Annotated in this window: 23 protein-coding genes; 5 read left to right on the forward strand and 18 right to left on the reverse strand. The window is 62.9% G+C overall.

Translation table 11 applies throughout. The features are described from left to right. Positions 1-60 precede the first annotated feature (60 nt). The 4 genes from IVA75_RS15280 to IVA75_RS15295 form a co-directional block, all read right to left on the reverse strand. Positions 61-834 carry a class I SAM-dependent methyltransferase gene (locus IVA75_RS15280; protein ID WP_247818910.1) on the reverse strand — a complete coding sequence of 258 codons (774 nt, stop codon included), beginning with the start codon at positions 832-834 and terminating at the stop codon, positions 61-63. Further along, positions 831-1,955, reverse strand: coding sequence for a DegT/DnrJ/EryC1/StrS family aminotransferase (locus IVA75_RS15285; protein ID WP_247290259.1), 1,125 nt, complete (start codon positions 1,953-1,955; stop codon positions 831-833). The genes IVA75_RS15280 and IVA75_RS15285 overlap by 4 nt, the downstream gene beginning before the upstream one ends. After that, a complete protein-coding gene (locus IVA75_RS15290) occupies positions 1,955-2,341 on the reverse strand; it encodes a cupin domain-containing protein (RefSeq protein ID WP_247290261.1) in 387 nt (128 codons plus the stop codon). The genes IVA75_RS15285 and IVA75_RS15290 overlap by 1 nt, the downstream gene beginning before the upstream one ends. A 62-nt stretch (positions 2,342-2,403) precedes the next feature. After that, the gene (locus IVA75_RS15295; RefSeq protein ID WP_247290263.1) at positions 2,404-3,621 is read right to left on the reverse strand and encodes a class I SAM-dependent methyltransferase; all 1,218 of its coding nucleotides are present in this window, start codon (positions 3,619-3,621) and stop codon (positions 2,404-2,406) included. A 960-nt stretch (positions 3,622-4,581) separates the two neighbouring features. Between IVA75_RS15295 and IVA75_RS15300 the strand changes: the two genes are divergently transcribed. Further along, a complete protein-coding gene (locus IVA75_RS15300; protein ID WP_247290265.1) occupies positions 4,582-5,895 on the forward strand; it encodes an aminotransferase class III-fold pyridoxal phosphate-dependent enzyme in 1,314 nt (437 codons plus the stop codon). Here the strand turns inward: IVA75_RS15300 and IVA75_RS15305 are convergent, their stop codons facing one another. The 8 genes from IVA75_RS15305 to neuB are packed head-to-tail and all read right to left on the reverse strand — an operon-like array spanning position 5,896 to position 12,819. After that, a complete protein-coding gene (locus IVA75_RS15305) occupies positions 5,896-6,561 on the reverse strand; it encodes a hypothetical protein (RefSeq protein WP_247290274.1) in 666 nt (221 codons plus the stop codon). A gap of 4 nt (positions 6,562-6,565) precedes the next feature. Beyond that, complete coding sequence (locus IVA75_RS15310) at positions 6,566-7,342, reverse strand: imidazole glycerol phosphate synthase cyclase subunit (RefSeq protein WP_247290276.1); 777 nt, start codon at positions 7,340-7,342, stop codon at positions 6,566-6,568. A gap of 10 nt (positions 7,343-7,352) precedes the next feature. Beyond that, entirely contained in the window at positions 7,353-7,991 is a 639-nt protein-coding gene (hisH, locus tag IVA75_RS15315) for an imidazole glycerol phosphate synthase subunit HisH (RefSeq protein WP_247290278.1), read from the reverse strand. A gap of 47 nt (positions 7,992-8,038) precedes the next feature. Then, entirely contained in the window at positions 8,039-9,220 is a 1,182-nt protein-coding gene (locus IVA75_RS15320) for an N-acetyl sugar amidotransferase (protein ID WP_247290280.1), read from the reverse strand. 37 nt (positions 9,221-9,257) lie between these two features. After that, on the reverse strand, positions 9,258-10,070 hold the full coding sequence (locus tag IVA75_RS15325; protein ID WP_247290281.1) for an SDR family oxidoreductase: 813 nt from the start codon (positions 10,068-10,070) through the stop codon (positions 9,258-9,260). Then, complete coding sequence (locus tag IVA75_RS15330) at positions 10,067-11,107, reverse strand: nucleotidyltransferase family protein (RefSeq protein ID WP_247290283.1); 1,041 nt, start codon at positions 11,105-11,107, stop codon at positions 10,067-10,069. Before IVA75_RS15330 ends, IVA75_RS15325 begins: the two co-directional genes overlap by 4 nt. Before the next feature lie 12 nt (positions 11,108-11,119). Continuing rightward, a complete protein-coding gene (locus IVA75_RS15335; protein ID WP_247290285.1) occupies positions 11,120-11,740 on the reverse strand; it encodes a NeuD/PglB/VioB family sugar acetyltransferase in 621 nt (206 codons plus the stop codon). Next, the gene (neuB, locus tag IVA75_RS15340) at positions 11,737-12,819 is read right to left on the reverse strand and encodes an N-acetylneuraminate synthase (protein ID WP_247290287.1); all 1,083 of its coding nucleotides are present in this window, start codon (positions 12,817-12,819) and stop codon (positions 11,737-11,739) included. The genes IVA75_RS15335 and neuB overlap by 4 nt, the downstream gene beginning before the upstream one ends. Before the next feature lie 182 nt (positions 12,820-13,001). Here neuB and IVA75_RS15345 point away from each other — a divergent pair, with 182 nt between their 5' ends. The 3 genes from IVA75_RS15345 (at position 13,002) to IVA75_RS15355 (ending at position 16,183) form a co-directional block, all read left to right on the forward strand. Continuing rightward, a complete protein-coding gene (locus IVA75_RS15345) occupies positions 13,002-13,748 on the forward strand; it encodes an acylneuraminate cytidylyltransferase family protein (RefSeq protein WP_247290289.1) in 747 nt (248 codons plus the stop codon). Next, a complete protein-coding gene (gene neuC, locus IVA75_RS15350) occupies positions 13,745-14,938 on the forward strand; it encodes a UDP-N-acetylglucosamine 2-epimerase (protein WP_247290291.1) in 1,194 nt (397 codons plus the stop codon). Before IVA75_RS15345 ends, neuC begins: the two co-directional genes overlap by 4 nt. 90 nt (positions 14,939-15,028) lie before the next feature. Then, entirely contained in the window at positions 15,029-16,183 is a 1,155-nt protein-coding gene (locus IVA75_RS15355; protein WP_247290294.1) for a hypothetical protein, read from the forward strand. 2 nt (positions 16,184-16,185) lie between these two features. On the opposite strand, the gene IVA75_RS15360 is transcribed toward IVA75_RS15355, so the two are convergent. Continuing rightward, a complete protein-coding gene (locus IVA75_RS15360; protein WP_247290296.1) occupies positions 16,186-16,983 on the reverse strand; it encodes an FkbM family methyltransferase in 798 nt (265 codons plus the stop codon). Positions 16,984-17,148: 165 nt separating this feature from the next. Here IVA75_RS15360 and IVA75_RS15365 point away from each other — a divergent pair, with 165 nt between their 5' ends. Further along, complete coding sequence (locus tag IVA75_RS15365) at positions 17,149-18,108, forward strand: NAD(P)-dependent oxidoreductase (RefSeq protein ID WP_247290298.1); 960 nt, start codon at positions 17,149-17,151, stop codon at positions 18,106-18,108. Between the two features lie 2 nt (positions 18,109-18,110). Here IVA75_RS15365 and IVA75_RS15370 read toward each other — a convergent pair whose 3' ends face one another. The 5 genes from IVA75_RS15370 to IVA75_RS15390 all read right to left on the reverse strand — a co-directional run bounded on the left by IVA75_RS15370 (position 18,111) and on the right by IVA75_RS15390 (position 24,737). After that, entirely contained in the window at positions 18,111-19,679 is a 1,569-nt protein-coding gene (locus IVA75_RS15370; RefSeq protein WP_247290300.1) for a hypothetical protein, read from the reverse strand. A 57-nt stretch (positions 19,680-19,736) separates the two neighbouring features. Next, positions 19,737-21,062, reverse strand: coding sequence for a polysaccharide biosynthesis C-terminal domain-containing protein (locus IVA75_RS15375; protein WP_247290302.1), 1,326 nt, complete (start codon positions 21,060-21,062; stop codon positions 19,737-19,739). Positions 21,063-21,124: 62 nt separating this feature from the next. After that, entirely contained in the window at positions 21,125-22,513 is a 1,389-nt protein-coding gene (locus IVA75_RS15380) for a hypothetical protein (RefSeq protein WP_247290304.1), read from the reverse strand. Continuing rightward, positions 22,513-23,733: a LegC family aminotransferase gene (locus tag IVA75_RS15385; RefSeq protein ID WP_247290306.1), complete on the reverse strand. Its 1,221-nt coding sequence runs from the start codon at positions 23,731-23,733 to the stop codon at positions 22,513-22,515. The genes IVA75_RS15380 and IVA75_RS15385 overlap by 1 nt, the downstream gene beginning before the upstream one ends. Before the next feature lie 5 nt (positions 23,734-23,738). Next, complete coding sequence (locus tag IVA75_RS15390; protein ID WP_247290308.1) at positions 23,739-24,737, reverse strand: NAD-dependent 4,6-dehydratase LegB; 999 nt, start codon at positions 24,735-24,737, stop codon at positions 23,739-23,741. Between the last annotated feature and the right edge of the window lie 191 nt (positions 24,738-24,928).

Genomic DNA, 24,928 nt, shown 5'->3' on the forward strand with positions numbered 1-24,928 from the left:
CGAGTCTGTCGACGAGCAGAGATCCGGTCGCTTTCCTAAATGGCCTGCTCGGCAAAAGCATCAGACCGCGACCGCGACCATCACTGCAGCCCATTTACGGCAACTCGCGGGCGCATTGATGTCCGGGAAACCGGTCAGCGCCAGCAGCTTGAATCCGCTGATCCGAAGCATCAGTTCGAGCTCCAGCGGAAAAAAATACCGAACCTGATGGGTCTCTTCTGCTTGTTCAAGGACCGTGTCATCTTGCGAGCGCGTGACCTTGACCGTGATTTCGCAGCGCTGGCTGTCAGGCAGATGCAGGCCTGAAGACGACCTGACGACGACCGCGTCGCCAGACTCGAACCTTCGGGTGTTCTCACCCGGCGGATCCACGACCACGGCTGGCCCGTACCAGAAATCTGCGATCAGCAATCCGTCCTGCCGCAGATTTTTCCGCGCCGCGCCGAGCGCGCCCAGCGCATCGTCATTGCTGGTCATATAACCGATGACATTGAAATTCATCAGGGCCGCATCGAACGGTGATTTGCCCGAGAAATTCCTGATATCGCCGGAAAAAAATTTCGGGTTGGCGCCAAGTTTCATGTGCGATGCGCGATCGCGCGCGCGCGCCACCATCGGTTCGGATTGATCGACGCCGGTGACGTCGAAACCATGGCCTGCGAAGATCACGGCATGCTTGCCGGTTCCGCAGCCAAGATCGAGCAATTTTCTGATCTCGCCGCGCCTGAATTTCGCGATTAAGTTCTCCACCGCCTCGCATTCGGCGGCGTAGTTCTTTTCGGCGTAGACAGTGTCATAGGTCGCCGCATACGAGTCGTTGAAGACGCCTGTCACGAAAGAACCTCACGAACCGCGGCACTGACGCGATCGATCTGCGCCTCGGTCAAGCCAAGTCCAGAGGGAACATACAGGCCGCGGCGCGCCAGCCGCTCCGTCACCGGATAGCTGCTGCTTCCGGCAAAAAGGCCTCGTTCGCGCAGGACCGGTTGCTCGTGCATGCCGAGGAAAAGCGGCCGCGTGTCGATCCCCTTTGCACGCAGGCGCTTCGCGAACTCGACGGCGTCAAAGCCAACGTCATCGGCGAGGATCAGGCAATACATCCAGTAGACGTTCTTTGCCCATTCCCGCTCGATCGGCAACTTGATCTGCGCCAGATCGGACAGCCGTTCATAATACGCGACGGCCATCTTTCGCTTGCGCCGGATATGATCTTCGACGCGGTCGACCTGAGCCACGCCGATCGCAGCCTGCAGATTGGTCAGGCGATAATTGTGACCGATTTCGGTGTGATAGAACCGTCGCTCCGGGCGGAAGCAAAGGTTGCGCAGGGAGCGCAGCCGGCCGGCATAGTGGTCGCTGCTGGTAACGACCATCCCGCCTTCGCCTGTGGTCACGATCTTATTGGCGTAGAAGCTGTAGCAGGCCATGTCGCCGAAACTGCCGACACGACGGCCCTCGACTTCCGCACCGTGAGCCTCCGCGGCGTCCTCGATGATGCGCAGATCGTGCTTGGCGGCAAGCTTCATGACGCGACGCATGTCGACGGGATGCCCGAACATGTGCACCGGCATGATCGCGCGCGTCCGCGGCGTGATCGCGGCTTCAACCTGATCGAGATCCATGCACCAGGTTTCGGGATCGCAATCCACCAGCACCGGCACGCAATCGGCTTCCAGGATCGCGATAGCGCAGGAGATGATGGTGTAGGAGGGCATGACGACCTCGGAGCCGGGCTCGAGACTCAATGCCTTCATGGCGACCTGAAGGGCTGTGGTGCCATTGCTGACCGCCACACCGTGCGCGGCGCCACAAAACTGCGAAAATTTCCGCTCGAACTCCTGGATGAAACGCCCTTCCGAAGAAACCCATCCGGTTTCGATGCACTCGTTGACGAGGGGAGCCGTGTTGTCTCCGATCAGGGGCTCGGAGACTGGAATGAACGGGGCCGCTTCCATTACGACCTCGGTGCGATCAGGGGGATGTCGAGACGAAAGGTGTCCTTCTCGTATTCCTCGCCGCCGCGCGGGCCGCGCGTCAGCACCAGAAAGGTTGTGTCTTCCAGCGCCTCAAAAGCGTGCCGCTCGTGGGGAACGCTGAGGATGAGATCGTTAGGCCCCATGATCGCCTCGACTGGCGCCTGGTCCGGCATTTGCGAAACGGTGCGAAGCTTCCCCGACAGCACGTACAGCCACTGCCACGTCTCCTTGTGATAGTGGTTGGCGCGAACCGCGTCCTTCCGGCTGTGAATGATGGTCGCATACTCGATGGGCTCCCGCTGCAGCACGTCGATGATTTCCCCGCGCGTATCCGCAAAGGAAATCGGAAGCTTTTTTAAATTCATCTCATGACTCCCTGCTGCCGACGGCAAGTTGAGTTGCCTGGCAGGAACTAGTTGGAAAGATGTCAGCCGACGATCCTGGGCGTCGGAATCGGGATGATGAACTTGCCGCCCCGATCTGAAAACTCCTTCAGATTGTTCATGATTTCTTCGGCAAAATTCCAGGCCAGCAGAAGCGCATAATCAGGCTGGTGCTTCAGTAACATATCGTCCGAAACGACTTCAATGCTCATCCCCGGCGTGTAACGGCCGAGCTTCAGCCTCGACTTCTCGGTGACGAAGTCGAGGAAATCGCCGCCCAGTCCGCAATAATTCAGCAGAGTCATTCCCTTTGCCGGCGCACTCACGGCGACGATCTTGCTCCCGCTTTGCTTGAGGCCGGTCAGCATCGCCCGAAGCGCCAGGCGGTTGTTGGCGACGCCCTGCGCGAACTTCCGCAAGGTATCCAGCTCGTAGATTTTCTCGCGTTCTTCGTTGGCCAGCATCTGTTCGACGATCGGAGCGACCGGGCTGGACGAGACGCCGATCCTGCGTACGAACAGGCGGATCGAACCGCCATGGATGTCGCGCAGTTGCACGTCGAATATCTCCATGCCGAACTGCTTGAAGAACCGCACCAGCGGCTTCACCGACAGATAGGACAGGTGCTCGTGATAGATGGTGTCGTACTCGAGGCTGTGCAGCAGTTCGAGGAAATAAGGAGCCTCGATGATGAAGGTGCCGCGCTCGGCGAGCAGGATAGAGACGGCCTGCATCAAATCATGCAGATCGCCGACATGAGCGAAGACATTGGTTCCGGTAATGACCGAGGCCTGCCCCTTGCTGGCAACGACCTTCTTGGCGCTTTCGCTGTTGAAGAACGCGGCGACAGTCTCGATGCCGTTCTTGTTGGCGATCTCCGCGATGTTGGCGGCCGGGTCGACGCCGAGCACCTTAGTGCCCTCCCCCTTGAACATCTGCAGGAGCACGCCGACGTTGCTGCCGATATCGACGACCAGATCATCCTTGGTTAGCCCGAGCAGGCGCGTCGTGGTGCGAGCAAACTCCCCCCAATGCCGGCGGCCGGCCGAGGTGGTTGAGGATTCATAGGGATAGTCGTCGCAGTAGAGAATCTCGGGCGGCACGACATAGTTGAGCTGGATCAGCCCGCAGTCTTCGCAGACCGCGACCTGCAGTGGGTACGCATCCCGGTGCTCGCTCAGCTGGTGTTTGTGCAGGAACTGGTCGGCCGGCGGCATCTCTCCCAAGTCGAGAAAGAGCGCGAGACGCTCGCTCGCGCACATGCGGCAATTCTTTACAAACATAGGTCGGCCCATCATTCAGGGGTTGAAGGCAGTCGCCAGTTCCGCGACTCCAGCCGGGGGGACTGGGCTCTAAGAACACACTTCCTCCGTAAAATCGAGAGGGTTGGAGGGCCTGGATTGGCCCAAACTCTAGCCTCGCGGATCGCCCAAATAATGCCGTAGGATGCCAATTCCGGTTCAGCTGACCTCCACCGCTCTCAATTGGCGCTGACAACCGCTTAGTGCGGCCTCCGCATTCGGTTCCGGTCTACTCCCTAGGACAACGATCCGATGGATCAAGTGGCGTATCACTAGAACATTTCAAGAACATAAAATCTCTAAGACGCGAACTAAATTCTCACCAGTTGGTATTTAAACACCGTAATCAGGCGCTCACGCAATGGTCCTAGTTTTGAGACACGCAACCCCCAATATCCTCGCACTAACGCCGGAAACCATGACTGGTGAGAGAAAAGCCAGTTGGGTTAAAGGCAGCGTCGGCCCGCCGTCCGAGGTTCGCGGTCGAGCTTCGCGAGATGAACCACTGCCCGTGAGTGGGCCTCAGCATCCGCATTGATGCGCTATTGGATTGCCGGGGAACTATCAACTTTCCGCCGACGAGATCGCGAGTCGTCGATGACGCGATGATCTCAACTCGACTCCGGCAGGCACGCGCTGACGGTTGCCCGGTGAGGATCACTCTCGGCAGATGCGCGCAATGGACGAGCGCGACGTCCTCGCTAACAGCGCCGACTATCGCTGCGGCCACGACGCGGTCCTGAGCGCAGATGGATCGTCTGACGACTGCGGCTATCGGATCTTGAGCCGCGCTTCACCTGCCCGGCTTGCGGCACCTTAACGTTGCAACGCGCCCCTTCTGCTAAGGCACCAGAGCTCCTTGCAAGCCGGTGTCGCTTTGAGGTATCGATCTAGATCGCACGACCGTATTGGAGAAGCGCAATGTCTAATTCCGCTCGAGCGCTCTACGAGCGTGCCCGTGCCGTTATGCCCGGCGGCACCCAGTTGCTATCGAAGCGTCCAGAGATGTTCCTTCCCGGTCAATGGCCGACCTATTTCAAATCGGCCAAGGGCGCCGAGGTCACAGACCTCGACGGCAAGACCTATCTCGACATGAGCTATTGCGGCATTGGCGCCACCATTCTGGGATTCGCCGATCCCGACGTCGACGCCGCCGTGAAGTCGGCAATCGACATGGGCTCGATGTCGACCTTGAATTGCGCCGAGGATATCGAGCTGGCGGAGCTCCTGGTCGAGCTGCATCCCTGGGCCGACATGGTGCGCTTCGGGCGCGCCGGCGGCGAGGCCATGGCGATTGCGGTTCGCATCGCGCGCGCCGCGACCGGCCGCGACATGGTGGCGTTCTGCGGTTATCACGGCTGGCACGACTGGTATCTTAGCGCCAATCTTGGCGAGACGACAGCGCTCGACGGCCATCTGCTGCCGGGCCTCGATACCAAGGGTGTGCCGCGTAGTCTCGCCGGCCTGATGCATCCATTCCATTTCAACAAGCTCGACGAGATCCAGGCGATCGTCGCCGCCCATGGCGAACGGCTAGCCGCTATCGTGATGGAGCCGGTGCGCTCCAGTGAGCCCGAACCGGCCTTCATCAAGGGTATCCGCGCGCTCGCCGACCGCTGCGGCGCTGCACTGATCTTCGACGAGGTGACTTCAGGCTTCCGCATCAATTCCGGCGGTGCGCATCTCGCCTATGACGTCGATCCTGACATGGCCGTGTTTGCCAAGGCCATCGCCAACGGCTTCCCGATGGCCGCGATCATCGGCCGCGCCTCGGTGATGGACGCTGCGCAGGAAACCTTCGTCAGCTCGACGGCATGGACCGAGCGCGTCGGCCCGGTCGCGGCGCTCGCCACCTTGCGCAAGCATCGCGAGCAAAACGTCGCGCGGCATCTGATGCGGATCGGCACGCGCATCCAGAAGGGCTGGACCGAGGCGTCACAGGCCACCGGCCTGCCGCTGCATGTCTTCGGCATCTCGCCGCTCGGCCATTTCGCCTTCGATTTGCCCGACGCGCAGGAGGTGCGCACGCTGTTCACGCAGATGATGCTGGACCGCGGCATCCTCGCCACCGGCTCGTTCTACGCGATGTGGTCGCACACCGACGCCCATATCGACCGTTACCTGGAAACGGTGGGCGAGGTATTCCGCGAGCTGCGCACGGCGGTGGATCAGCAGGCCGTCAGGCAATTGCTGCGCGGCCCCGTCGCTCACTCCGGGTTCAAGCGTCTGACCTGATCAGCTCGTCACCCCGAAGATATCGCGCACCACGTTGCGCGACGTCGGCGAGCGCGCTGCCTTCGGATAAATACCATGCAAGACGCTGTCGGCGGCAAGCGTGCCGCCGTCGATTACGATCGCGCCCGTCGAGACGAAAGAGTTCTGGCCCACTTCGGTCTTGCCGATGACGCGACTGCCGCCATACATCACGATGCCGCGCCCGAACGAGGGATAGTCAATGTCGAGGTTCGCGCCCACCGTGCAATTGTGGTAGCAGATGAAGTAATCCGAGTAGGTGGCGCGACCGAGCACGGTGCCCACCGGATGCTGGACCGCAAACACGTCGGGAAGTTCGACCTCGTAGAACGCGTCAAGCGCGTGCAGCGCCTTGTTCAAGGCGTAGGCCTTGTCCGCGATGGGGTGGCCGGGCCGTTCGCGAAAGGCCGAATTGGCGAGATAGTAAAGGAAGATCGCGTACTGGTCGGAGTGGCAGTGCGAGAATCGCGCCTCGCCGTTCGCAAAGAATCCCTTCAGCCGCACCCGCGAAAAGCAATGATCGATCCGGCCGAGCGCAAGCTCAACGAATTTCGGGAGATCGCCGAGGTGTGCGCCATCAGGAAACAAGTTCTCGAACTGCTTTCGCACATAGTGGACAAGATCGGTACGGGCCAGCGAAAGCTGCATCGTCCTAATTCCTGCTCGAGAAGCTGGCGCGCACGTCCAGACCGCGCGAGAACAGATGACTGCGCAGCTTGATCGGGCTGTGGTCAGTAAAGAGGAACATCGAGGAGATCGCTACCGCCGACGCTCCGGCCTCGAGCGCGTCGATCGCATGCTGGAGCGAACCGCAGCCGCCTGAGACGATCAGCGGCACGCTCAGGACGCTTGCCGCCTTGTGGATCAGTTCGAGGTCGTAACCGCTCATGGTGCCGTCGCGATCGATCGAGCCGAGGAGCACCTCGCCACAATGCAGGTCCTCGCAGCGCTGCGCCCATTCGAGCGGATCGAGCGCGGCATGCTCGCGGCCGCCGTCGATGAATACGCTGGCGTGATTGGGACTGATCCTCTTGTAGTCGATCGACACCGTCATGCACTGGTCGCCGAAGGTGCGTGCAGCCTCGCGTAGAAATTCCGGGCGCCGCACCGCCTCCGAATTCACCGAGACCTTGTCGGCGCCGGCACGGAGCAGCATGTTGACGTCGTCGAGTGTCTTGACCCCGCCGCCGACCGTGAAGGGCATGAAGATCTCTTCCGACATCCGCTCGATGATGTCGACGACGCGGCCGCGCGAGGCCGCGCTCGGCACGATGTCGAGCACAATCAACTCGTCGACCCCGTAGTCGTTATAGACCTTCGCCGTCGTCACCGGATTGCCAGCAACGCGCTCGTTCTCGAAGAAGCGGACATATTTGACGAGCCTGCCGTCGCGCAGCAGAAATTTCGGGATGAGGCGCTTCTTCAGCATCGCAAAGGCTTCAGGGATTCCAGCGCAGGAAATTGCTCATCAGCTCGATCCCGGTGTCCTGGCTCTTCTCGGGATGGAACTGCGTGGCGGCGATATTGTCCCGCGCGATGACCGCGGTCACCGGTTGGCCGTATTGGGCGAAGCCGACCACGTCGCCCGCATCCCTGCAACGCATCGCGAAGGAGTGCACGAAATAGAACGCCAGATTGCTCTCGCGGATGTTGGCGAGGATCGGATGGTCACGCTCCTTCGCCACCATGTTCCAGCCCATATGCGGGATCTTCAAAGCGGGATCGTTCGGCAACAGCCGCCAGACGTCGGCATCGAACCAGCCGAGCCCACGATGCGCCACGCCGTCGTCGGCATGTTCCTCCGACGTGTTGGCGAGCAGCTGCATCCCGAGGCACACCGCAAGGAAAGGCTTGCCCTTCTCGCGGACCTGGCGCTCCAGCATCTCGTCGATGCCACGGGCGCGGATGTTGCTCATCGCGTCGCCGAACGCGCCGACGCCGGGGAGGATGACGTGGGAAGCATCCGCGATCGCGTCGGCGTCATGGGTCACGACCGGATCGAAGCCGCAATATTCGACGGCGTTCTTCACCGAGCGTACATTGTTGATGCCGTAATCGACGATCGCTACGCCTGACATCGCCTGCTCCCCCGGGCGCGGTCTCCGCGCCTCCCATCAACCTTTGCCTATCCCTTGCCGCCGCCGATCTCGACGCCGGGATGGTTCGGCCACGGCACCTGCGTGTTGTTCCACTTGTCCATGTCCGGCATGCGGCGACCCGGCTCGACCGTATTCGGCGAGAACTGCCACGGGCTGACCTCGTGCTTGATTGCTATCCCCAGGAACTGCTCCTCCGTGAGCTGGAGATAGTCGAGGAACAGATCGAGGCTCGGCGGCCGCTTGCCGTCGAACTCGCGCACCAGCGCTTCCCCCTGCTCGCGGGTCATGCGCTTATTGCGGATGTCGATATTGGCGAGATGGTTGGTCCGGCCCATGCCGCGCTTGATGTACTTCAGGTAGTCGCGCACGCCCTGGAAGAAGCACTCGATCTTCTCGTAATCGTACTCCGGCGGAATGCCCTCGACCTCCTGGCCTTTCCAGCCGAGCTCGCGCTTGATGATTTCGACGTGCTTCTTGGTGTCCCACTTGATGTAGCTGCCGAGACAGATCGAGCGGCACTTGATCCGCATCAACTCCTTGCGCGGCGGGTAGACGAAGGGATAGAGGTCGCGCTTGGCGACGCGGCCCCCCAAAAACTCGTACATGTCGTCGGCGGTGATGCCGAGATTCATCGCGCGGTTGAAGCGCTTCTCGTCGACCTCTTCCATTTCGTCGTAGGAATAGAACGACTGGTATTCGGCCAGACTCTCGCCCCAGAACAGCAACGGCGTCTCGTAGCGGATCGCGATCTGCATGGTGTGCGCATAGATGCCGGTATGACAGTGCCAGCAGAAGTCGCCACGGCGCTTCAGCGATTCCAGCATCAGCTCACGCACGACATGCCAGTTCGGCGTGAAGTTCAGCACGTCGACGCCAAGCTGCTTGAACACGCTGGTGTTGTTCTCTTCGATCAGCGGACGGTAGAACCAGTGGTCGAAGCGCACCACCAACGGCTTGAGACCGAGCTTCTTGACGACGTACCAGAGCTGGAAGACGCTGTCCTTGCCTCCCGAATAGGGCACGATGCAGTCGTACAGACCCTTGTCACGGTATTGCGCAACCAGTTCCATCATCTGGGCGTGGCGCTCGTCCCAATTGATCTGGGTGTCACGGACCTCGATCTGGGCGCAGACGCTGCACGAACCGGTCTCGTCGAACGATGTTGCCTCTGCCGTTTCCGGCAGTAAGCACTTACTACAGCTCAACATTTCGGAAATTCCTGCAATTGCATGATTTGCTGCTGGCTTACCACGCCGTCCACCCCCCGTCGACCGCAATGCACTGGCCCGTGACGTAGGCTGCCAGGTCGCTCGCAAGGTAGGCCACAGCGCCCTTCATATCGTCCTCGCGTGCCATGCGGGCAAGCGGCGTCCGGGCCACATAGCGGCTCAAAAACGGCTCCGGCGTGGCCCTGAAGACCCCCCCGGGCGCGACCGCATTGACCCGCACTTTTGGCGCCATCGTGGTCGCCAGCCAGCGCGTCATCTGGATCTGCCCCCCCTTGCTCGCGGCATAGGCGGCCGGGTTCCCGAGCGCCGTTCCTTCGTAGAGCCGCCAGTCGGGCCCGGCGAGGCCGTAGATCGAGGAAATATTGATCACACTGCCATGGCCCGATTTGGCGAGGTCCTCCGCCGCGGCCTGGATCAGCACGAAGGGCGCGGTGAGGTTGACCTCGATCGCCCGGCGCCAGGTCGCATCCGATTGCTGTTCGAACGGCACCGCCCAACCCTCGAGCCCGCTGGTGCCGACGAAGGCTGCGCAATTGACGATGATGTCGATGCCCCCGAAGACCTCGCGCACCCGGCGCGGCAGATCCTTTACGGCGTCGCCCTGCTCGAAATCACAATCGAACATCGTAGCCTTGACGGAGTAATCGGCGGCGAGCTTCGCCGCGGCCTCGATGCCCGCGGACGCCGCGATATCGACCAGCGCGATGGCGGCGCCGAGTTCGGCGAGACCTGCCGCGATCGCGCGACCGATGTGGCCGGCGCCGCCGGTGACAACAGCGATGCGGCCGTTAAGCGACATCATCTCGCGGAGCGAGCGTTCGGTGCTCATCCAAATATCCTCTGGAATTCGTCGGACGCACGCTGCAGATCGTCGAGGCGGCCGACATCGATCCAGTACTCGCGCAGCGGAAACACGACCGAAGGCTTGTCCTTCGCGATGGTGCGCTCGATCAGCGTCGGCATGTCGACGGCCTCGTTGGCATCGAGATGATCCAGCACGCCGGGGTCGAGCAGATAGACGCCGGCATTGACGAAGAATTTCTGCGTCGGCTTTTCGCGGATGCCGAGCAGCCGATGGTCGTCGAAATCGATCACGCCGAACGGCACGGTCACCGAATGCTCCCGCACACAGACCGTGGAGAAAGCCTGGTGCTCGCGATGGTATTTCAGCATCTGCTCGAAATTCACCGTCGTCAGCAGATCGCCATTCATCACGAAGAATGGCTGCGTCGGCCGCTCCGGCAGCAGCGACAAGGCTCCGGCAGTGCCGAGCCGCTCGCTTTCCTGGAGATAGTCGATCTCCACGCCCCAGGCCGAACCGTCGCCGAAATAGTCGCGGATCATATCGGCTTTGTAGTTGACCGAGATGAAGAACTTGCCAAAGCCGGCCTTCACGAAACCGCCGAGCACGGTCTCCAGGATCGGCTTGTCGCCGACGCGGATCAGCGGTTTGGGAATGTCGTCCGTGAGTGGTTTCAGCCGCGAACCGAGGCCGCCGGCCATCAGCACGACCCAATGATCGGATTGTTGCGCGAGCGCAAGGTCGTCGATCAGCTTGACCTCGACCACCCGTCCCTCCGCATCGACCAGCGGAAGCTGATGGATGGAATGCTTTCGCATGACATTGAGCGCCGCGGGATTCGAGATGCCGACGGAGGCCGTGACCGGCGAACGGTTCATCACGAGGCTGACGGCAGCATCAAGGCTGACGCCGCCCAGCAGCGCACGCCGTACGTCGCCGTCCGTGACGGTACCGACGATCCTGCCGTCGCGCTCGACGACGGCGAGTTGCAGCGTGCCCTGATCGATCCGCCGCAGCGTCTCGATCAATGGCGTACCTTCACCGACGACGAATGCACCCTTCATGACAAACTCATCCTATTCGTTGCCGGCGAATCCGCCGGCCGCGACATCCTTTCTAACCACCGCGCCCGCGGCAACGACGGCTCCGGCATCCACCTTGATGCTGCCCAGCACCACGGCGCCGGCGCCGATATGAACGCTCTCGCCTACCGACACGCCCCCGCACAGCACCGCCCCCGGAGCAACATGCGCGTGATCGCCCACGATGCAATCGTGCTCGACCACTGCGCGCGTATTGATCAGGGCGTTCCGTCCGATGCGCACCGCGGGCTGGATCACGGCACCGGCCATCACTTGCGCGCCGTCGCCAAATTGTACATCGGAGGCGATTACGGCGGAAGCATGCGCAATCACCGGAAATCTGTAGCCCGGCCCGGCGAACCGCTCAAACAGGGCGCGCCGGTCGGACAATCCGGAATTGCGGCGCGAGGCGCGGTTGCCGAGACCATTGGCGAGCTCGATCTCATCAGCGGACATTTTCAGGACGTCGTCGTCCGATACCGTGATCCGGACGCCGCCAATAACCTCGCCGATGCGCGCGGCGTCGGCCGCGGCTATCGGACGTATGCCGCGGCTCAGCAACGCCTCGATGACGACACGGGCGTGACCGCCGGCGCAAAGCACGATCAGACTCATGGCTCCAGCGCCTCATTGGCCGCGTAGTCGCGCTGGGCGGTCTTGCCGAGATAGCTCCAATATTCGATCGGCGGAATACCGCTGCCCGGGCGCTTGACGCCAAGATTGCCTTCCGTGAAGCGTTCCCCGGCGCGCACCGGCTGGAGCACAACGAGGCTGCGGCGTGCCACCACGCGGTTTGGAATCTCCTCCGGCGCCGGCACCTTGCGACCATCTCCCAGCGCTGTCTCGACGTCGCGGATCGCGGCGATCATTGCCGCCATCTCGTCCGGCTCGATCGAGGCCCGGTGGTCGGGCCCCGGCAAATTGCGATCGAGCGTCAGATGTTTTTCGATCACGGTTGCACCCAGCGCCACCGCAGCCGACGCGATGTGGATACCGCGGCTGTGGTCGGAGAAGCCGACAGGCAGGCCAAACGCACCGTTTAGCATCGCCATCGCGCGCAGATTGATCGATTGCGGATCAGCCGGATATTCGGTCGTACAATGCAGCAGCGTGACCTTTGCGCGCAACTCTGTCCAGGTCGCGCGATCCAGCAGGAGATTTGCGAAATCCGCAGGCGTCGGCCGCGCCGATGCATCGCGGAGATAGCCGAAGGCAACGACGCCGAGCGCCTGCTCCACTTCGGCAAGTGTCCCCATGCCGGTGGACAGAATGATCGGCAGGCGGAAGCGCGCCAGATGCAGCAGCAACGGCGCATTGGTCAGGTCGCCTGAACCGACCTTCAACGTTGAAACCCCGACCTGGCGGACCAGATGGGTGGCGCTGTCTGCGTCGAACGGCGTCGACATGTAGGTGATCCCAGCGGCCGCGCAGGCCGCCGCGATCTGGACCTCGTCGTCAGTGCTGAGCTCGAGCGCACGAAGCATGTCGAGCTGCGACTGTGCCTTCCCGGTCGTCGCCTGCTGGTAGCTCGCCTTCGCGGCCTCGGCTGTCGCGAGCTTGTCGGCGCGGAACGACTGAAACTTGACCACGTCGGCCCCGGCCCGCGCAGCTGCCTCCACCAGCGCCAGCGCGCGCGCGCGGTCGCCGTTGTGGTTGACGCCAGCTTCAGCAATGATCAGGGTTCGGCGGTGCATGGGGTTTCGTCGCGCGGCGCAGCGAAATCGCCCGCCAATCAAGCGGTTGTCTTAGTCGAGCACGCTGGTAAAAGCAACGCAGGCGGGCGGCTCGCGGCGTGTCCAAAGGCCCCGCGGGTGTCCCGCTGGACGACGAATCATGCCGATTCGCAAGGACACAGAAGCCGGATCATCGAGAGCCAATGACGCAAACGCCTGAGATATTGTTCCTGCTGGTCGGCCGCGGTGGATCGAAGGGTCTGCCCGGCAAGAATCTGCGCGAGATCGGCGGCCTCAGCCTGACCGGTTACAAGGCAATCTCTGCGCGGCAGTCCCGCTACTGCTCGCGCCTGATCGTTTCCAGCGACAGCGCCGAGATCAGGACCGAGGCCGAGCGGCATGGTGCCGAGGTGCTGTTCGAGCGGCCGGCCGAGCTTGCGACCGATACCGCCTCCTCCAACGACGTGGTGCTGCACGCGATGGACTGGATCGAGACGCACGAGAAGCGGCGCTACGACGCGATCATGCTGCTGGAACCCTCCTCGCCCTTCGCCACGCCGGCGCATTTTGACGAGGCCGTCGACCTTTTCGCCGCGCGCAAAGCGAGCCTCGTGGTCGGCATGCGCGAGACCGAGGTCTCCTCGATCTTCGTCGGGACGCTCGGCAAGGACGGCTCCATCGGAGGCATCGTCGAGAAAATGCTGACCACGACGGCGCAGCGACGGCAGGATCAGGCCGTCGAAGTCACCATGAACGGCGCACTCTACCTGGTCGGCTGGGACGCGATGCGCAGGCATCGCAAGATCTACGCCGATCCGTCCGCGAGTTACGGCATCATGATGGATCGCATGCATTCCATCGAGATCGAGAGTGCGGCCGACCTCGCCTATGCCTCCTACGTCATCGAGCACGGGATGCTCGATGCTTCGCGGTGGCAGCAGCGAACATGAGCGCACGCCGCCGCATCGCTGTCGTCACGGGCTCGCGCGCCGATTACGGATTGCTGCGGGGCATCCTGACGCGGCTAAAGGCGGCCGACGACGTCGCGCTGAGCATCATCGCCTGCGGGATGCATCTGGTGCCGCGCTTCGGCGAAACCTGGCGGGCGATCGAGGCTGACGGTTTTCAGATCGCCGCGAAAGTCGATCTCGCGCTCGCCGACGACCGCGCCGAGTCTGTAGCGCGCGGCACCGGCATCGGCGTAACCGGATTTGCCGAGGTGCTGCCGAAGCTCGCCCCCGACATCCTTGTTGTGCTGGGCGATCGTTACGAGGTGTTGGCCGCCGCGGTCGCGGCAACTTTGCTCAATATTCCGATCGCTCATATTCATGGCGGCGAGATCACCGCCGGTGCATTCGACGATGCGATCCGGCACGCCATCACGAAAATGGCCTGCTTGCATTTCGTTGCGGCAGAGCCTTATCGCCAGCGCGTGATCCAGATGGGCGAGCAGTCCGATTTTGTTTTCAACGTCGGCGCGCCGGGCCTCGATCTGGCGGACAGCACGCCGACACTGACCCGCGCCGAGCTGTTCGCAAAGCTCGGCATCGGCGGTCCGGAGCGCTTCCTGCTGGTGACGCTGCACCCGACCACCGCGCAGCCCGAGGCGGACGCCGCAAATCTTGCCGCGACCCTTGGCGCGCTCGCCGAGGTCGAGGACCGCAGCATCATCTTCACCGGCGTCAACGCCGATCCTGGATATCGCGCGATCGATGACGCGATCTCGGCTTTTGTCGCGGCGCGACCCGGACGCGCTCACCTTTTCGCCTCACTCGGCAGTGAACGCTACTGGGCTGCACTGCGGCTCGCCGATGCCGTGGTTGGCAATTCCTCCAGCGGTATCCTGGAGGCGCCGGCCGTCGGCGTGCCCTCAATCAACATCGGCGACCGCCAGAAGGGCCGGCTGCGCGCCGCCTCAATCATCGACTGCCCGGCCGATTCGGCTGCCGTTCTCGCAAGTCTCCAACGTGTCCTCGACGGCCGGTTCCAGCCCGATCCGGGCGTTGATCCGCCCTACGGCCGCGGCGGGGCCTCAGAGGCCATTGCCGGAACCCTTCGAAAGATCGAGCTTCGGCGCGCTTTCCCCAAGCATTTCCATGATTTAGCACCTCCACCGAAACCCTCTGGATTGGCCGTATAAGTCCCGTCCATTGTTGCCTGCGCAGCACCCCAGGCTGTATAAATGGGGGCGCGCCGGAGACGAACGGCGCTCGTTCCGGGAGAACGCGACATGACGACGATCGAATCACTTTCCGACGTGACGCCGGCGACCCGCGCCGTCGAGATCGGTGAACTTCCGATTCCGCCCTATCGCGGCAACACGATTCCTGCGATCGACTATGATGCGCACCCGGCTTATGGCGGCATGTTCCCGAAGCCCACCTTGCGTGAGCGGCTTTATGCCCTGAACGTTTTTGCGCGCACTTTCGCCTTCGTCACCATTCGTCGCATCGTCGATTACGACAACATGCCGCTGCTCACCAAGGAGGCTGGTTTCAGCGGTCTCAATGCGCGGACAGCGCTGCGCTACGTCTCGATGTTCGCGAGAATCCGTGCGAGCCGCGCGATCAGCTGGCTGACCGGTACGCGCCGTCCTGCGAAGCCGGTGAACCCGGCGCTGCTCAACAAGATCAAATCCGACGGCATCGTCTGCCTGAACCTCACACCCGACGAGATCGAGCAGATCCGCAACGTGACAAATCCGGGCTTCGCCAAGCTCGACGAGCGCCGCGCCAACATTTCGCCGGAGAAGCGTAAGTTCGACGACAACGTCTACTGGTGCACGCGCTCCGCCGATCCGCAGGCGTTCGCGACCGTCGAGTCCATCTTCAAGCGCTACGGCATCATGGAAGCGGCAAGCGCCTATCTGGGCCGCCCCGCCGGCGTGAAGCACGTCAATGCGCAGATTAACGATCAAGATCTAGCATTCTGGAAGCGTGTGTTCCCGGATACGCAGCTTGCCGACCCCTGGGGCAGCTATCTGCACATCGATGCCACCTACGGCATGCTGAAATGCGCGATTTACGTCCATGACATCGGCCCGGATGGCGGCCCGTTCTGCTACATCCGCGGCAGCCAAAACGCGAAGATCGGCTGGTTCGAGGGCATGATCCGCCGCACCAACGATTTCTCCGGCTTCTCCGGCCGCCGGCCGGACGCGCGCAAGAAGTTCATGGCCTTGCCGGCTTTCCTGCGCAAGAAGGCCGACTTCGGCGGCGACCTGCCGGACAATTCGCCCGACGTGGCGCGCCTGCGCGAGGGCCACTTCGCCGCGACCTCGAACTACGGCAATTGCGTGCTGTTCGACGGCAACGGCATGCATCGCGGCGGCATGGTCAACAAGGGCGAGCGCCGCTGCCTGTTCATCCTGCTCGCGGAAATCTGACGTCAAGCTTGCCGCTGCAGCTTGCTCGGACGCTTGAGATATTCGCCAAGCTGCTCGGGGCTGAAATAAGCCGCCTGGCTGCGCAGCGGGCTGTCCTTGCGGATGAAAGCAAGATCGATCTGGGCAAGCGCGCCGTCGAGCGAGCGCATATGCCCTTCCAGCACGTCGTAGACTGCAAAGCCGGCGTCGTCGCAGAAGCGCACGACGTCGGCGAATTGCGGAATGCCATGCCGCATGGGCATCATGGTGGTTTCGAGGATCATGAGATCGATCTCGCTGATCCGCGTGCCGAGCCCCTTCAACACCTCGATCTCGGCGCCCTGCGTATCGACCTTGAGGAACACCGGGTGCTCGAGCGTCTCCGGCAACAGCGAGTCGAGCCGGCGCATCGGCGTCTTGCGCGCCTCGCCGTCGAGCGCCTTGCCCTCGACCTGTGCGAAGATGCTGGAGCCCGAGATGTCGTCATGGACGTTGAAGGTGATCTCGCCGTTCTCGGCACCGGCCGCGACCAGGAAATACTCGGCGTTGAGCCGTTGCTTGAGCTGCTCCAGCAGCGTTCGGCATTCCGCCACCGGCTCGACCAAGAAGTATTTGGCGCGCGGGAATGCATCATAGATCGGCGACGTGCCGAATGCGACGCCGACGTCGACCACCGTCTTCACATTGAAGCCGAGCGACTTCAGATGCTTGAAGAACAGACTGAAATTCCTGACCGGCGCGTTGGTACGCATCAGGCGCAGGCCGATCGGTTCCAGGACGTTATTGATGGCCTGAAACGCGGCAGAGACGAATGCCTTCATGAAGCGAGCGCCGGTTGGGCAGAAGCCGAGGTGGAGGATCGCGATCGCAAAATGCCCCTGCTCACAATGAATTTGCGACAGTTTGCAATCGACTGGTCGGTTTGGTAGATCAGCCCGGCAAGCCGGTCAAGCGACCGCCCCGTCGGCAAAGACAGCGACATCAGCATGAAAGTACTCGTGACCGGAAGCTCCGGCTTCATCGGCCAGGCATTGGTGCGGCGACTGCGCGCCGAGCATTGCGAGGTCGTGGGGCTCGACAAGGTTCCGGCCGAGACCACCGATATCGTGTGCGATATCCTCGATGCCGGCGGCCTGACGAAAGCCGTCACCGGCGCCGCACCCGATGGGGTGGTTCATCTCGCCGCCCGCATCGACCTCGACGAGAAGACCGACCTTGCCGGCTACACCGCCAATATCGAGGGCGTCGAAAACCTGGTCGAGGCCGTGCGGCGCACGCCGTCGGTGCGGCGAGCGATCTGGACCTCGTCGCAGCTCGTCTGCCGCGTCGGCTATGTGCCGACCAGCGACACCGACTACAAGGCCGACACGCTCTACGGAAAGAGCAAGGTGCGGACCGAGGAGATCGTCCGCAGCGCCGACGGCGCAGAGCGCGAATGGTGCCTGGTGCGCCCCACGACCGTCTGGGGCCCCGGCATGAGCGCGCACTACCAGCGCTTCCTGCACATGATCGAGCGCGGCCACTATTTCCATGTCGGGCACGACCCGCTCTGGAAGTCCTACAGCTATATCGAAAACATCGCCTTCCAGTATTGGCGTCTGCTGAGCGTTCCGGCGGAGCAGATCCACCGCCGGACGTTCTATCTCGCCGACTACACGCCGATCGATCTGATCGCGTGGAGCGACGCATTCCAACGCGCCTTCGGTTCGCGTCCGATCCCGCATCTGCCGACCGGCGTCGCCCACACGCTGGCGCTTTGCGGCGACGCCGTGAACGCGATGGGATTGAAGCGGTTTCCGTTCAACTCGTTTCGCCTGAACAACGTGCTCACGCAGTATCAGTTCGATCTGGCACAGACCGCCGCGGTCTGCGGCCCGCTTCCGTGCGATATGGAGCAAGGCGTCGCAGCAACCGTTGCCTGGCTGCGCAACATCTCCGCGCGCTGAGATCAAGTCGCCGGCCTGTTAAGCCCGACTCCGCCGGCTTCCTGTGGTGCCTTCGCGCGCAGCCTGGCGAGATCCAGCACCAGCCCGGTCGCCACCATCGACACCAGCACCAGGGCCGAATTGGCCACGCCGAGAGGTCCCTGAACCGGACTGAGCAGGACGCTGGCGAGCGCGAACACGAGCAGCAGCAGCGGCGTCATCAGACCGGAGTGCCGGCTTCCTGCCGTGCTCCAGCCGGCCACCCCTCCCCAGATCACGACGTAGACGATCGCGCCGACAAGGCCGAAATCGATGAAGGCGGCGGCCCAGACGCTCGGAAAGAAGCCATAGATCAGCGCTTCCCGCAGTTCGGCCTCCATGATTGCGACCTGATCGCTCTCCGGGAAGAATATCCGCAGCAAAGGCGACAGCGCGCCGATCTCGTAAACGCCCCATTGGGGCGTGAACTTGTCGCGCGACTTCCAGACGATATCGACCGTTCGCACGCCGTGTGTCAGATAAAAATACGTGCTCAACCCAATCATCGCGCTGCGCGCCGACACACGGCTAGATTGGATCGCCGACGCAACATAGCCGCGCGGCTTGACGTTCCAGGCATCGAGCATCGTGGCCAGAACGGCTTCCATCGAGGTCGTACCGGTGGCCTGTGACGGTACCGCCTTCGTCTCAGCGACGCGCTTGTTGAGCTCGGCTGCGGTGATCGCCTCCGCGGGCCTGGAGCGGTGGGCTTTGCTTGATGCCGCGGGCGCGCCGGCTGCCGCGGCCGTGTCGAGCTGGTTTGTCTCCTGCTGCAATTCGGCGATCAGGGGCGACATCAGGATGCAGAAGTTCTGCCGGCTGGACCAGATCGCGCTCGAATAGACCGCGAACACGCCCACGGCGATCACGGTCTTGGGCAGGAGATAATGGCCCCGCGGCAGAAGCGTTCGTCCCTGTGCGAGGCGCACCAGCATCGCCATCGCGACCAAGACGAGAACGAACAGGATCGGCATGCGTCCGGAATAAAGCAGCGCATAACCGACCGGCGAGATGATGGATAGTTGCGCCAATGCCGCTGCCCATCCCCTGATCTCCTCTCCCCTGAGCAAGAACAGCACGAGGGAGGCGAAGCCAAACGAGAACATCACGTAACCGCCATAGAGCAGCGGCGTGCGTCTGATCGCAACCGTGTCGACGAGCCCAGGCGCACAACGGAGCAGTTCGGCATAGCTGGAATTGCTCACGCCGCTGAGGAACGTGCGGTCAAGCGCCACCAGCGCGATGCCGACGATGCCGAACAGCGACGCGGCTAAGGTGACGTTGTTGAGCAGTCGTGCAGAGGCCGGCGGGGAACGGTCGTGGCCTGCGAACCAGCGATCGAAGGCTAGCTTGCCGCCCCGATAGGACAGCAAGAAGACCGCCAGCCCGATCGCAACCACGGTCAGCACTGCCATCGACGGCTGTCCCGGATAGTCGATCGGCCCGACGGCGACAGCGAAAAGCGCCCCGAACCAGATTACGGTCATCAGAATCGCGGGCGACGCGAGAGCGCCGACCAACGGAAGCAGCCGCTGCTGCAATTTGCCGTCCAAGAAGCGCCCCTCGGGTTAAGACGTGAGATTGTCTTGACGTTTACCTATGAACCGCCCTCAGGGGTAGAGCATGTCTGGATCGGTGGGAAGGCCGACCGTCTCGGTTGCGGCGGGTTCCCTGAAGCTCTCGCGCATCCTGTGGACGGCAAAGCCGGTCAGGGACACGAACAGCGCCGCGCTGGCGATTCCGCCGGCAAGCGCCGCACCGTAGATGCCGAGTACGGGGATCATCGTCACGTTAAGCACCGTCGATACCGCGGCGGAACCGAGATTGCAGATCAGAAGATACTTATCCGACCGCGCCGAATAGAGCGCATAGGAGGGAACATCCGCCAGCATGCGCAGGAATATTCCTGGCAGCATGGCGTAAAACACACCGATGCTCGCTGCGTAAGTCGACAGCCCGAGCAGCGCGAGCATGGGCCTCATCGCAAAGGCCGACAGGATCATCGTGGCACAGACGAGTGCCAGCATGGACCAGAAGAACGAGCGCAGCGCCGTGCGATAGGCATCCCTGCCCGCCGTATAGCCCGCAATAACCTTCGGCAGGAACTGGTGCGACACCGAGGCGCCCAGTGACAGCAGGCCGATCAGGATCGTGGAATAGAACGTGTAGATGCCGAGCGCATCGCGGCCGACGAAGGCGTCGATGACGAAGCGATCGACATAGGAAATGACCAGCGCTCCCCCGGCCGTCAGCATGAAGGGACGCGCGATCCAGAGGCCCTGCCGGATGTTCTTGAGGTCCGGCCGGTATCCCCCGAGTTCGCGCCACGGCAATTCGGAGAGCGAGAACGCAGAAAAGGCAATCGCCGCCATACCACCGAGCGCCCACCAGACCATCACTGTTTCCAACGTCCGCGTCGAGGGCGCCGCGAACATCAGAACGGCGATCGCATACACCCAGATCCCGCCGCGCAGGAACACGCCGATATAGGCCCTCACCGGCCGCCAGGTGATGATCAGGATCCGCGTCGCCTCCAGCGAGACGTGTTCGGTGACGAGGATCAGGATGAACCACGGCGCCAGACGCGCCGGAAAGGAGCCCGCGGCGATCGCGACGGCAACCACGATGCCGACCGCCACGAGCGCGGCCGTGCCAAGCACCATCTGGTCGGCGATGATGCGCGCGCGCCGCTCAGGCGTGGCCGGCACCAGTTCGCGCAAGGTGTAGGAGTAGAACTCCAGACCGACTGCGAGCAGCGCGAAGGCCAGCGTCGCGGTCAAGAGGCCGTACTGTCCCATTTCCGCTGGCGACAACATGCGCGCCAGCAGCAACGACAGCAGAAAGCGGCTCGCCAGCGTCAGCGCGCGCAGCACCAGCGCCGCGACCGTGCCGGCAACCGCCGGACGCGTCACGAGATCAAGCAGACGAAGTCGCATCGCGCTGTTTCCATCTCCGCCGGACGACGACATCGGTTGCAAGTGCGTTCCCCGCGGGATCGTCAAGCGACGGCCTTGCAGGACTTCATGAATTGCGGCAGGTGCGCGTTCAACGAGCGTGCCAGCGGCTCGACTGAAGCCCGCACGGCTTCGTTCTCGGGATCGAACTTGCGCCAGCCGAAATAGTCGCCCTCGACGCTGATCGACGCCAGGTGCCGCATGATTGCGCGACGCGTCGCGGCGAGATCGTCAGGCGGTTGCCATTTTGCAAGCCGCTCGGCGAGACCGTCGATCTCGCTTGTGTCGCGGACATGCAGGAAGTGCTGCTCGGTTGCGTAGTAAGGCTCGGTCGCGACGGAAATCAACCCGGCGAGCGCCGCCTGGAAGCCGATGGTACCGGTGAACGTGACCGACACCGCGCACTTCCCGATCAGCAGATTCGCAGGCACGTCGTAAGGCACCAGCACAACGGCCGGCAGCTTCGCCAGGCGCTCCAACAGCTCGCGCTGACGAAAACCGAATTGCAGCGGATGGTCCTTGACGAAGATGCGGTAGCCTGCACGGCCGAGCACCTCGCAATAGCGCACCAGCACGTCGTCATGCGCGAGCATACCCTGCGATTCGAGCCAGTAGTCCATCGAAGCTTCGGGGAAGAGCTGAAGCCCGACGAATACCCGGCGCTCGCGCTCGACTCCGGCGAGCCGCTTGTCCCAGCCGTGATCGAGCAACCCGACCACGGCGACGTCGCGCATACGCACCTTGTGCTTCAGCCGCTTCAGTGCGTCGAGATAGTGGCAATTGTAGCGATCGCGCTTGATGAACCGCCAGATGTTGAAGTAGGCCCCGCGCAGTGCATAGTAGCCGAAGATCCGCCAGAACCTGGCGAGCGAAAAACGCTTGGCGTCACGCACATAGGCCGGCGCGAAATCCTCCCTGCAGAGCTGGCCGACGGCCGCGGCGATGTCCTCCGCGGACGGCTCGCGCAACCAGACCGGCTTTCCCCGGCGCATCAGCATGACCTGATCCGGGATGATCGAGGTCGTCATCTCCAGGAAGTCGATGCCACGCCGCCGCGCGATGCGCTCCATCACGTCCATGACGTAGCGGTCGATGGTGAATGTCATGACCAGCTCGGGGGCAAGCTTGTCAAAAGCCTGCTCGATCGCCTGCGTCATGCCGCCGATCATCCTGAGCGCGACATCGCGATCGAGGCTCCTGAGCACGCGACAGCGCAGGATGATATCGGCACATCCGTCCTGGCCGAACCGGTCGAATGCCGCGGCAGCGGCATCGCCCCTGTCGACGAAGCGATAGAAGTCGTCGACCAGCGAATGGTCGCCGTCCTCGCGCAGATCGCTGAGCACGACGGCGTCGGCAAACTCCATGCGCGAGGCCAGGTACTTCCACCAGGCCGTCGTGCTGTGAATCGTGAAGAAAACGATCCGGGGCATCAGCGCTCGTTCGCGCTTTCCGCCAGGAACGGACTGCTCGGCAAGTTGATGCAGCGGGTATTCATGTCCTCGGCCACGGGGAGCGCCGCGCGCGGACAGTCGCGGTACATCGGCAACAGGTGCATCGGCGTCCACAGCGGGCGTGCACGAATGCCGTGGCCGTGCAGGGCCTGAAGCAAGCGGTCGCGCTCGGGGGCATAGTCGCGGTCGAGCACCAGCGTATTGAGCCAATAATTGCTCTCGGACCCCTTCGGCTCGCGATAGATGCGCGCCGAGGGAAAATCACGGAAGGCATCGAGATAGCGCTGAGCGAGGACACGCTTGGCCGCGACCATTCCCCCCAGCCGCTCCATCTGCGCGCAGCCGAGCGCGGCATTGATGTTGGGCAGGCGGTAGTTGTACGCGATCTCGTCATGCTCGAACGCCCAGGCGTGGGCCTTCTTTGCCGTCGACGTGAGATGCCGGGCGTGGCGGGCATGCGCCTCGTCGTCGGTCACGATCATGCCGCCGCCGCCCGTCGTGACGATCTTGTTGCCATTGAAGCTCAGCACCGCGGAATGGCCGAACGTGCCACAGCCCTTGCCGTTCAGGCGCGAGCCCAGCGACTCGGTCGCATCCTCGACGATGACGAGGCCGTAGCGGGCCGCAACCGCGCCGAGCGCAGCCATGTCGACGGGATGCCCGAAAATGTGCACGGGCACGACGGCGCGAAGCCGGCGCCCCGTGTGCCTGTTCACCCAGGCGCCGTTCTGCTGCACGGCGATTGCATCGAGATGGGCCTCGAGCGCACGCGGGTCGAGCCCCAGCGTGTCCCAGGTCGAGTCGACGAAGTGAGGCACCGCGCCGGCATGGCTGATGGCGTTGGCGGTGGCGACGAAGGTGATCGAAGGCAGCAGCACCTCGTCGTCAGGCTCGACGCCCTCCAGCACCAACGCCGCATGCAGCGCCGCGGTGCCGTTGACGATCGCAACCGCGTGGCGCGAGCCGGTCGCCTCCGCCACCATTTCCTCGAAACGTGTGACGTATTTGCCGGCCGACGACACCCAGTTGGTGTCGATGCAGTCGAGCACCAGCTCGCGCTCGCGACCCCCGAACCGCGGCTCATGCAGTTCGACCGGACGCTGGGCTGAGCCGAGCGCGGCATCGACGGCGTCAAGCACCGGCTTGACGTCAAGCATGGCGGGACGATTCGGGGTCGCTTGCGCGGAGGACATGCTCATGGTGCTCACAACGTGTAGGTATTGACGCGATAGCGGGCGAGATTGTCCTGCTTGGTGAACCAGGCGATGGTCTGCTCAAGACCCCTACGAAGGCCGTCGACGCCGCCGAAACGCGGCGACCAGCCCAGCAGCTTCTGCGCCTTGGCGTTGGAGGCCCATAGCCGCTCGACCTCGCTGCGCTCGGGGCGCACACGAACGTCGTCATGCTCGATCTCGATCTCGACTCCCATCAGCTCGGCGATCAGGTTCACGGTGTCGCCAATCGAGATCTCGAAGGCGCTGCCGATATTGATGACCTCGCCCTTGCCGGCCTTGGAATCAAGCGCCGCCAGGAAGCCGCCGACGGTGTCCGCGACGAAGTTGAAGTCGCGGGTCGGATGAATGCTGCCGAGCTTGATCTTGCGCGCGCCTGCCGCGATCTGGGTGATGATGGTCGGGATCACCGCGCGGGCCGATTGCCGCGGGCCATACGTGTTGAAGGGCCGCACCACGATCACCGGCGTGCCGAACGATCGCTCAAATGACAACGCAAGCTGGTCGGCGCCGATCTTGGTCGCGGAGTAAGGCGACTGGCCCTGCAGCGGATGCTCTTCGGTGATCGGAACGAATTGCGCGGTGCCGTAGACCTCGCTGGTCGAGGTATGGATGACCTTTTCGACGCCGAGATCGCGCGCTGCCTGCAGAACGTTGAGGGTGCCGCGGATGTTGGCCTCCACATACGTGTCGGGCGAGTGATACGAATAGGGAATGGCAATCAGCGCGGCGAGATGCAGCACCGCATCGCATCCCTTCATCGCTGTTCGCACGCCGTTGGGGTCGCAAACATTGCCCGCGAAGACGTCAAACTCCTTGCGGATCTCGGGCGACGAGGAATCGAGCCATCCGTACGAACCCGCGCTGTTGTAGTGCACGAACGTGCGCACTGCGACATTGCGTCGGACCAGCTCTTCGGCGAGGTGCGATCCGATGAACCCACCCGCACCCGTCAAAAGTACTTTTCGCAAAGTTCCGGTTCCCCTCTGGCAGGCCACCCAACCTGCCTGCCCACCTGATACGGCAGCTTCTAATCATTCCCGCCGCTGGAGGCCAGTTTTGAATGCACTGCAGGCCCGCAATGGGCTCGGGACCCCGGCACGAAATACAACCGTCCCTGTTGCACAAGTCTTTGAGAAAGATCAACAAATCTCTTGCGCGA

The organism is Bradyrhizobium sp. 134, assembly GCF_023074155.1.
Lineage (GTDB): Bacteria > Pseudomonadota > Alphaproteobacteria > Rhizobiales > Xanthobacteraceae > Bradyrhizobium.

Excerpts from the sequence above, each read along its gene's own strand:
- hisH (WP_247290278.1), bottom strand. The coding sequence starts at position 7,991 with ATGTCAGGCGTAGCGATCGTCGATTACGGCATCAACAATGTACGCTCG.
- neuB (WP_247290287.1), bottom strand. The coding sequence starts at position 12,819 with ATGCACCGCCGAACCCTGATCATTGCTGAAGCTGGCGTCAACCACAAC.
- IVA75_RS15380 (WP_247290304.1), bottom strand. The coding sequence starts at position 22,513 with ATGCCCCGGATCGTTTTCTTCACGATTCACAGCACGACGGCCTGGTGG.
- IVA75_RS15285 (WP_247290259.1), bottom strand. The coding sequence starts at position 1,955 with ATGGAAGCGGCCCCGTTCATTCCAGTCTCCGAGCCCCTGATCGGAGAC.
- IVA75_RS15355 (WP_247290294.1), top strand. The coding sequence starts at position 15,029 with ATGACGACGATCGAATCACTTTCCGACGTGACGCCGGCGACCCGCGCC.
- IVA75_RS15365 (WP_247290298.1), top strand. The coding sequence starts at position 17,149 with ATGAAAGTACTCGTGACCGGAAGCTCCGGCTTCATCGGCCAGGCATTG.
- IVA75_RS15290 (WP_247290261.1), bottom strand. The coding sequence starts at position 2,341 with ATGAATTTAAAAAAGCTTCCGATTTCCTTTGCGGATACGCGCGGGGAA.
- IVA75_RS15360 (WP_247290296.1), bottom strand. The coding sequence starts at position 16,983 with ATGAAGGCATTCGTCTCTGCCGCGTTTCAGGCCATCAATAACGTCCTG.
- IVA75_RS15305 (WP_247290274.1), bottom strand. The coding sequence starts at position 6,561 with ATGCAGCTTTCGCTGGCCCGTACCGATCTTGTCCACTATGTGCGAAAG.
- IVA75_RS15335 (WP_247290285.1), bottom strand. The coding sequence starts at position 11,740 with ATGAGTCTGATCGTGCTTTGCGCCGGCGGTCACGCCCGTGTCGTCATC.
- neuC (WP_247290291.1), top strand. The coding sequence starts at position 13,745 with ATGAGCGCACGCCGCCGCATCGCTGTCGTCACGGGCTCGCGCGCCGAT.
- IVA75_RS15345 (WP_247290289.1), top strand. The coding sequence starts at position 13,002 with ATGACGCAAACGCCTGAGATATTGTTCCTGCTGGTCGGCCGCGGTGGA.
- IVA75_RS15295 (WP_247290263.1), bottom strand. The coding sequence starts at position 3,621 with ATGTGCGCGAGCGAGCGTCTCGCGCTCTTTCTCGACTTGGGAGAGATG.
- IVA75_RS15330 (WP_247290283.1), bottom strand. The coding sequence starts at position 11,107 with ATGAAGGGTGCATTCGTCGTCGGTGAAGGTACGCCATTGATCGAGACG.
- IVA75_RS15310 (WP_247290276.1), bottom strand. The coding sequence starts at position 7,342 with ATGCTGAAGAAGCGCCTCATCCCGAAATTTCTGCTGCGCGACGGCAGG.
- IVA75_RS15375 (WP_247290302.1), bottom strand. The coding sequence starts at position 21,062 with ATGCGACTTCGTCTGCTTGATCTCGTGACGCGTCCGGCGGTTGCCGGC.
- IVA75_RS15300 (WP_247290265.1), top strand. The coding sequence starts at position 4,582 with ATGTCTAATTCCGCTCGAGCGCTCTACGAGCGTGCCCGTGCCGTTATG.
- IVA75_RS15320 (WP_247290280.1), bottom strand. The coding sequence starts at position 9,220 with ATGTTGAGCTGTAGTAAGTGCTTACTGCCGGAAACGGCAGAGGCAACA.
- IVA75_RS15385 (WP_247290306.1), bottom strand. The coding sequence starts at position 23,733 with ATGAGCATGTCCTCCGCGCAAGCGACCCCGAATCGTCCCGCCATGCTT.
- IVA75_RS15325 (WP_247290281.1), bottom strand. The coding sequence starts at position 10,070 with ATGAGCACCGAACGCTCGCTCCGCGAGATGATGTCGCTTAACGGCCGC.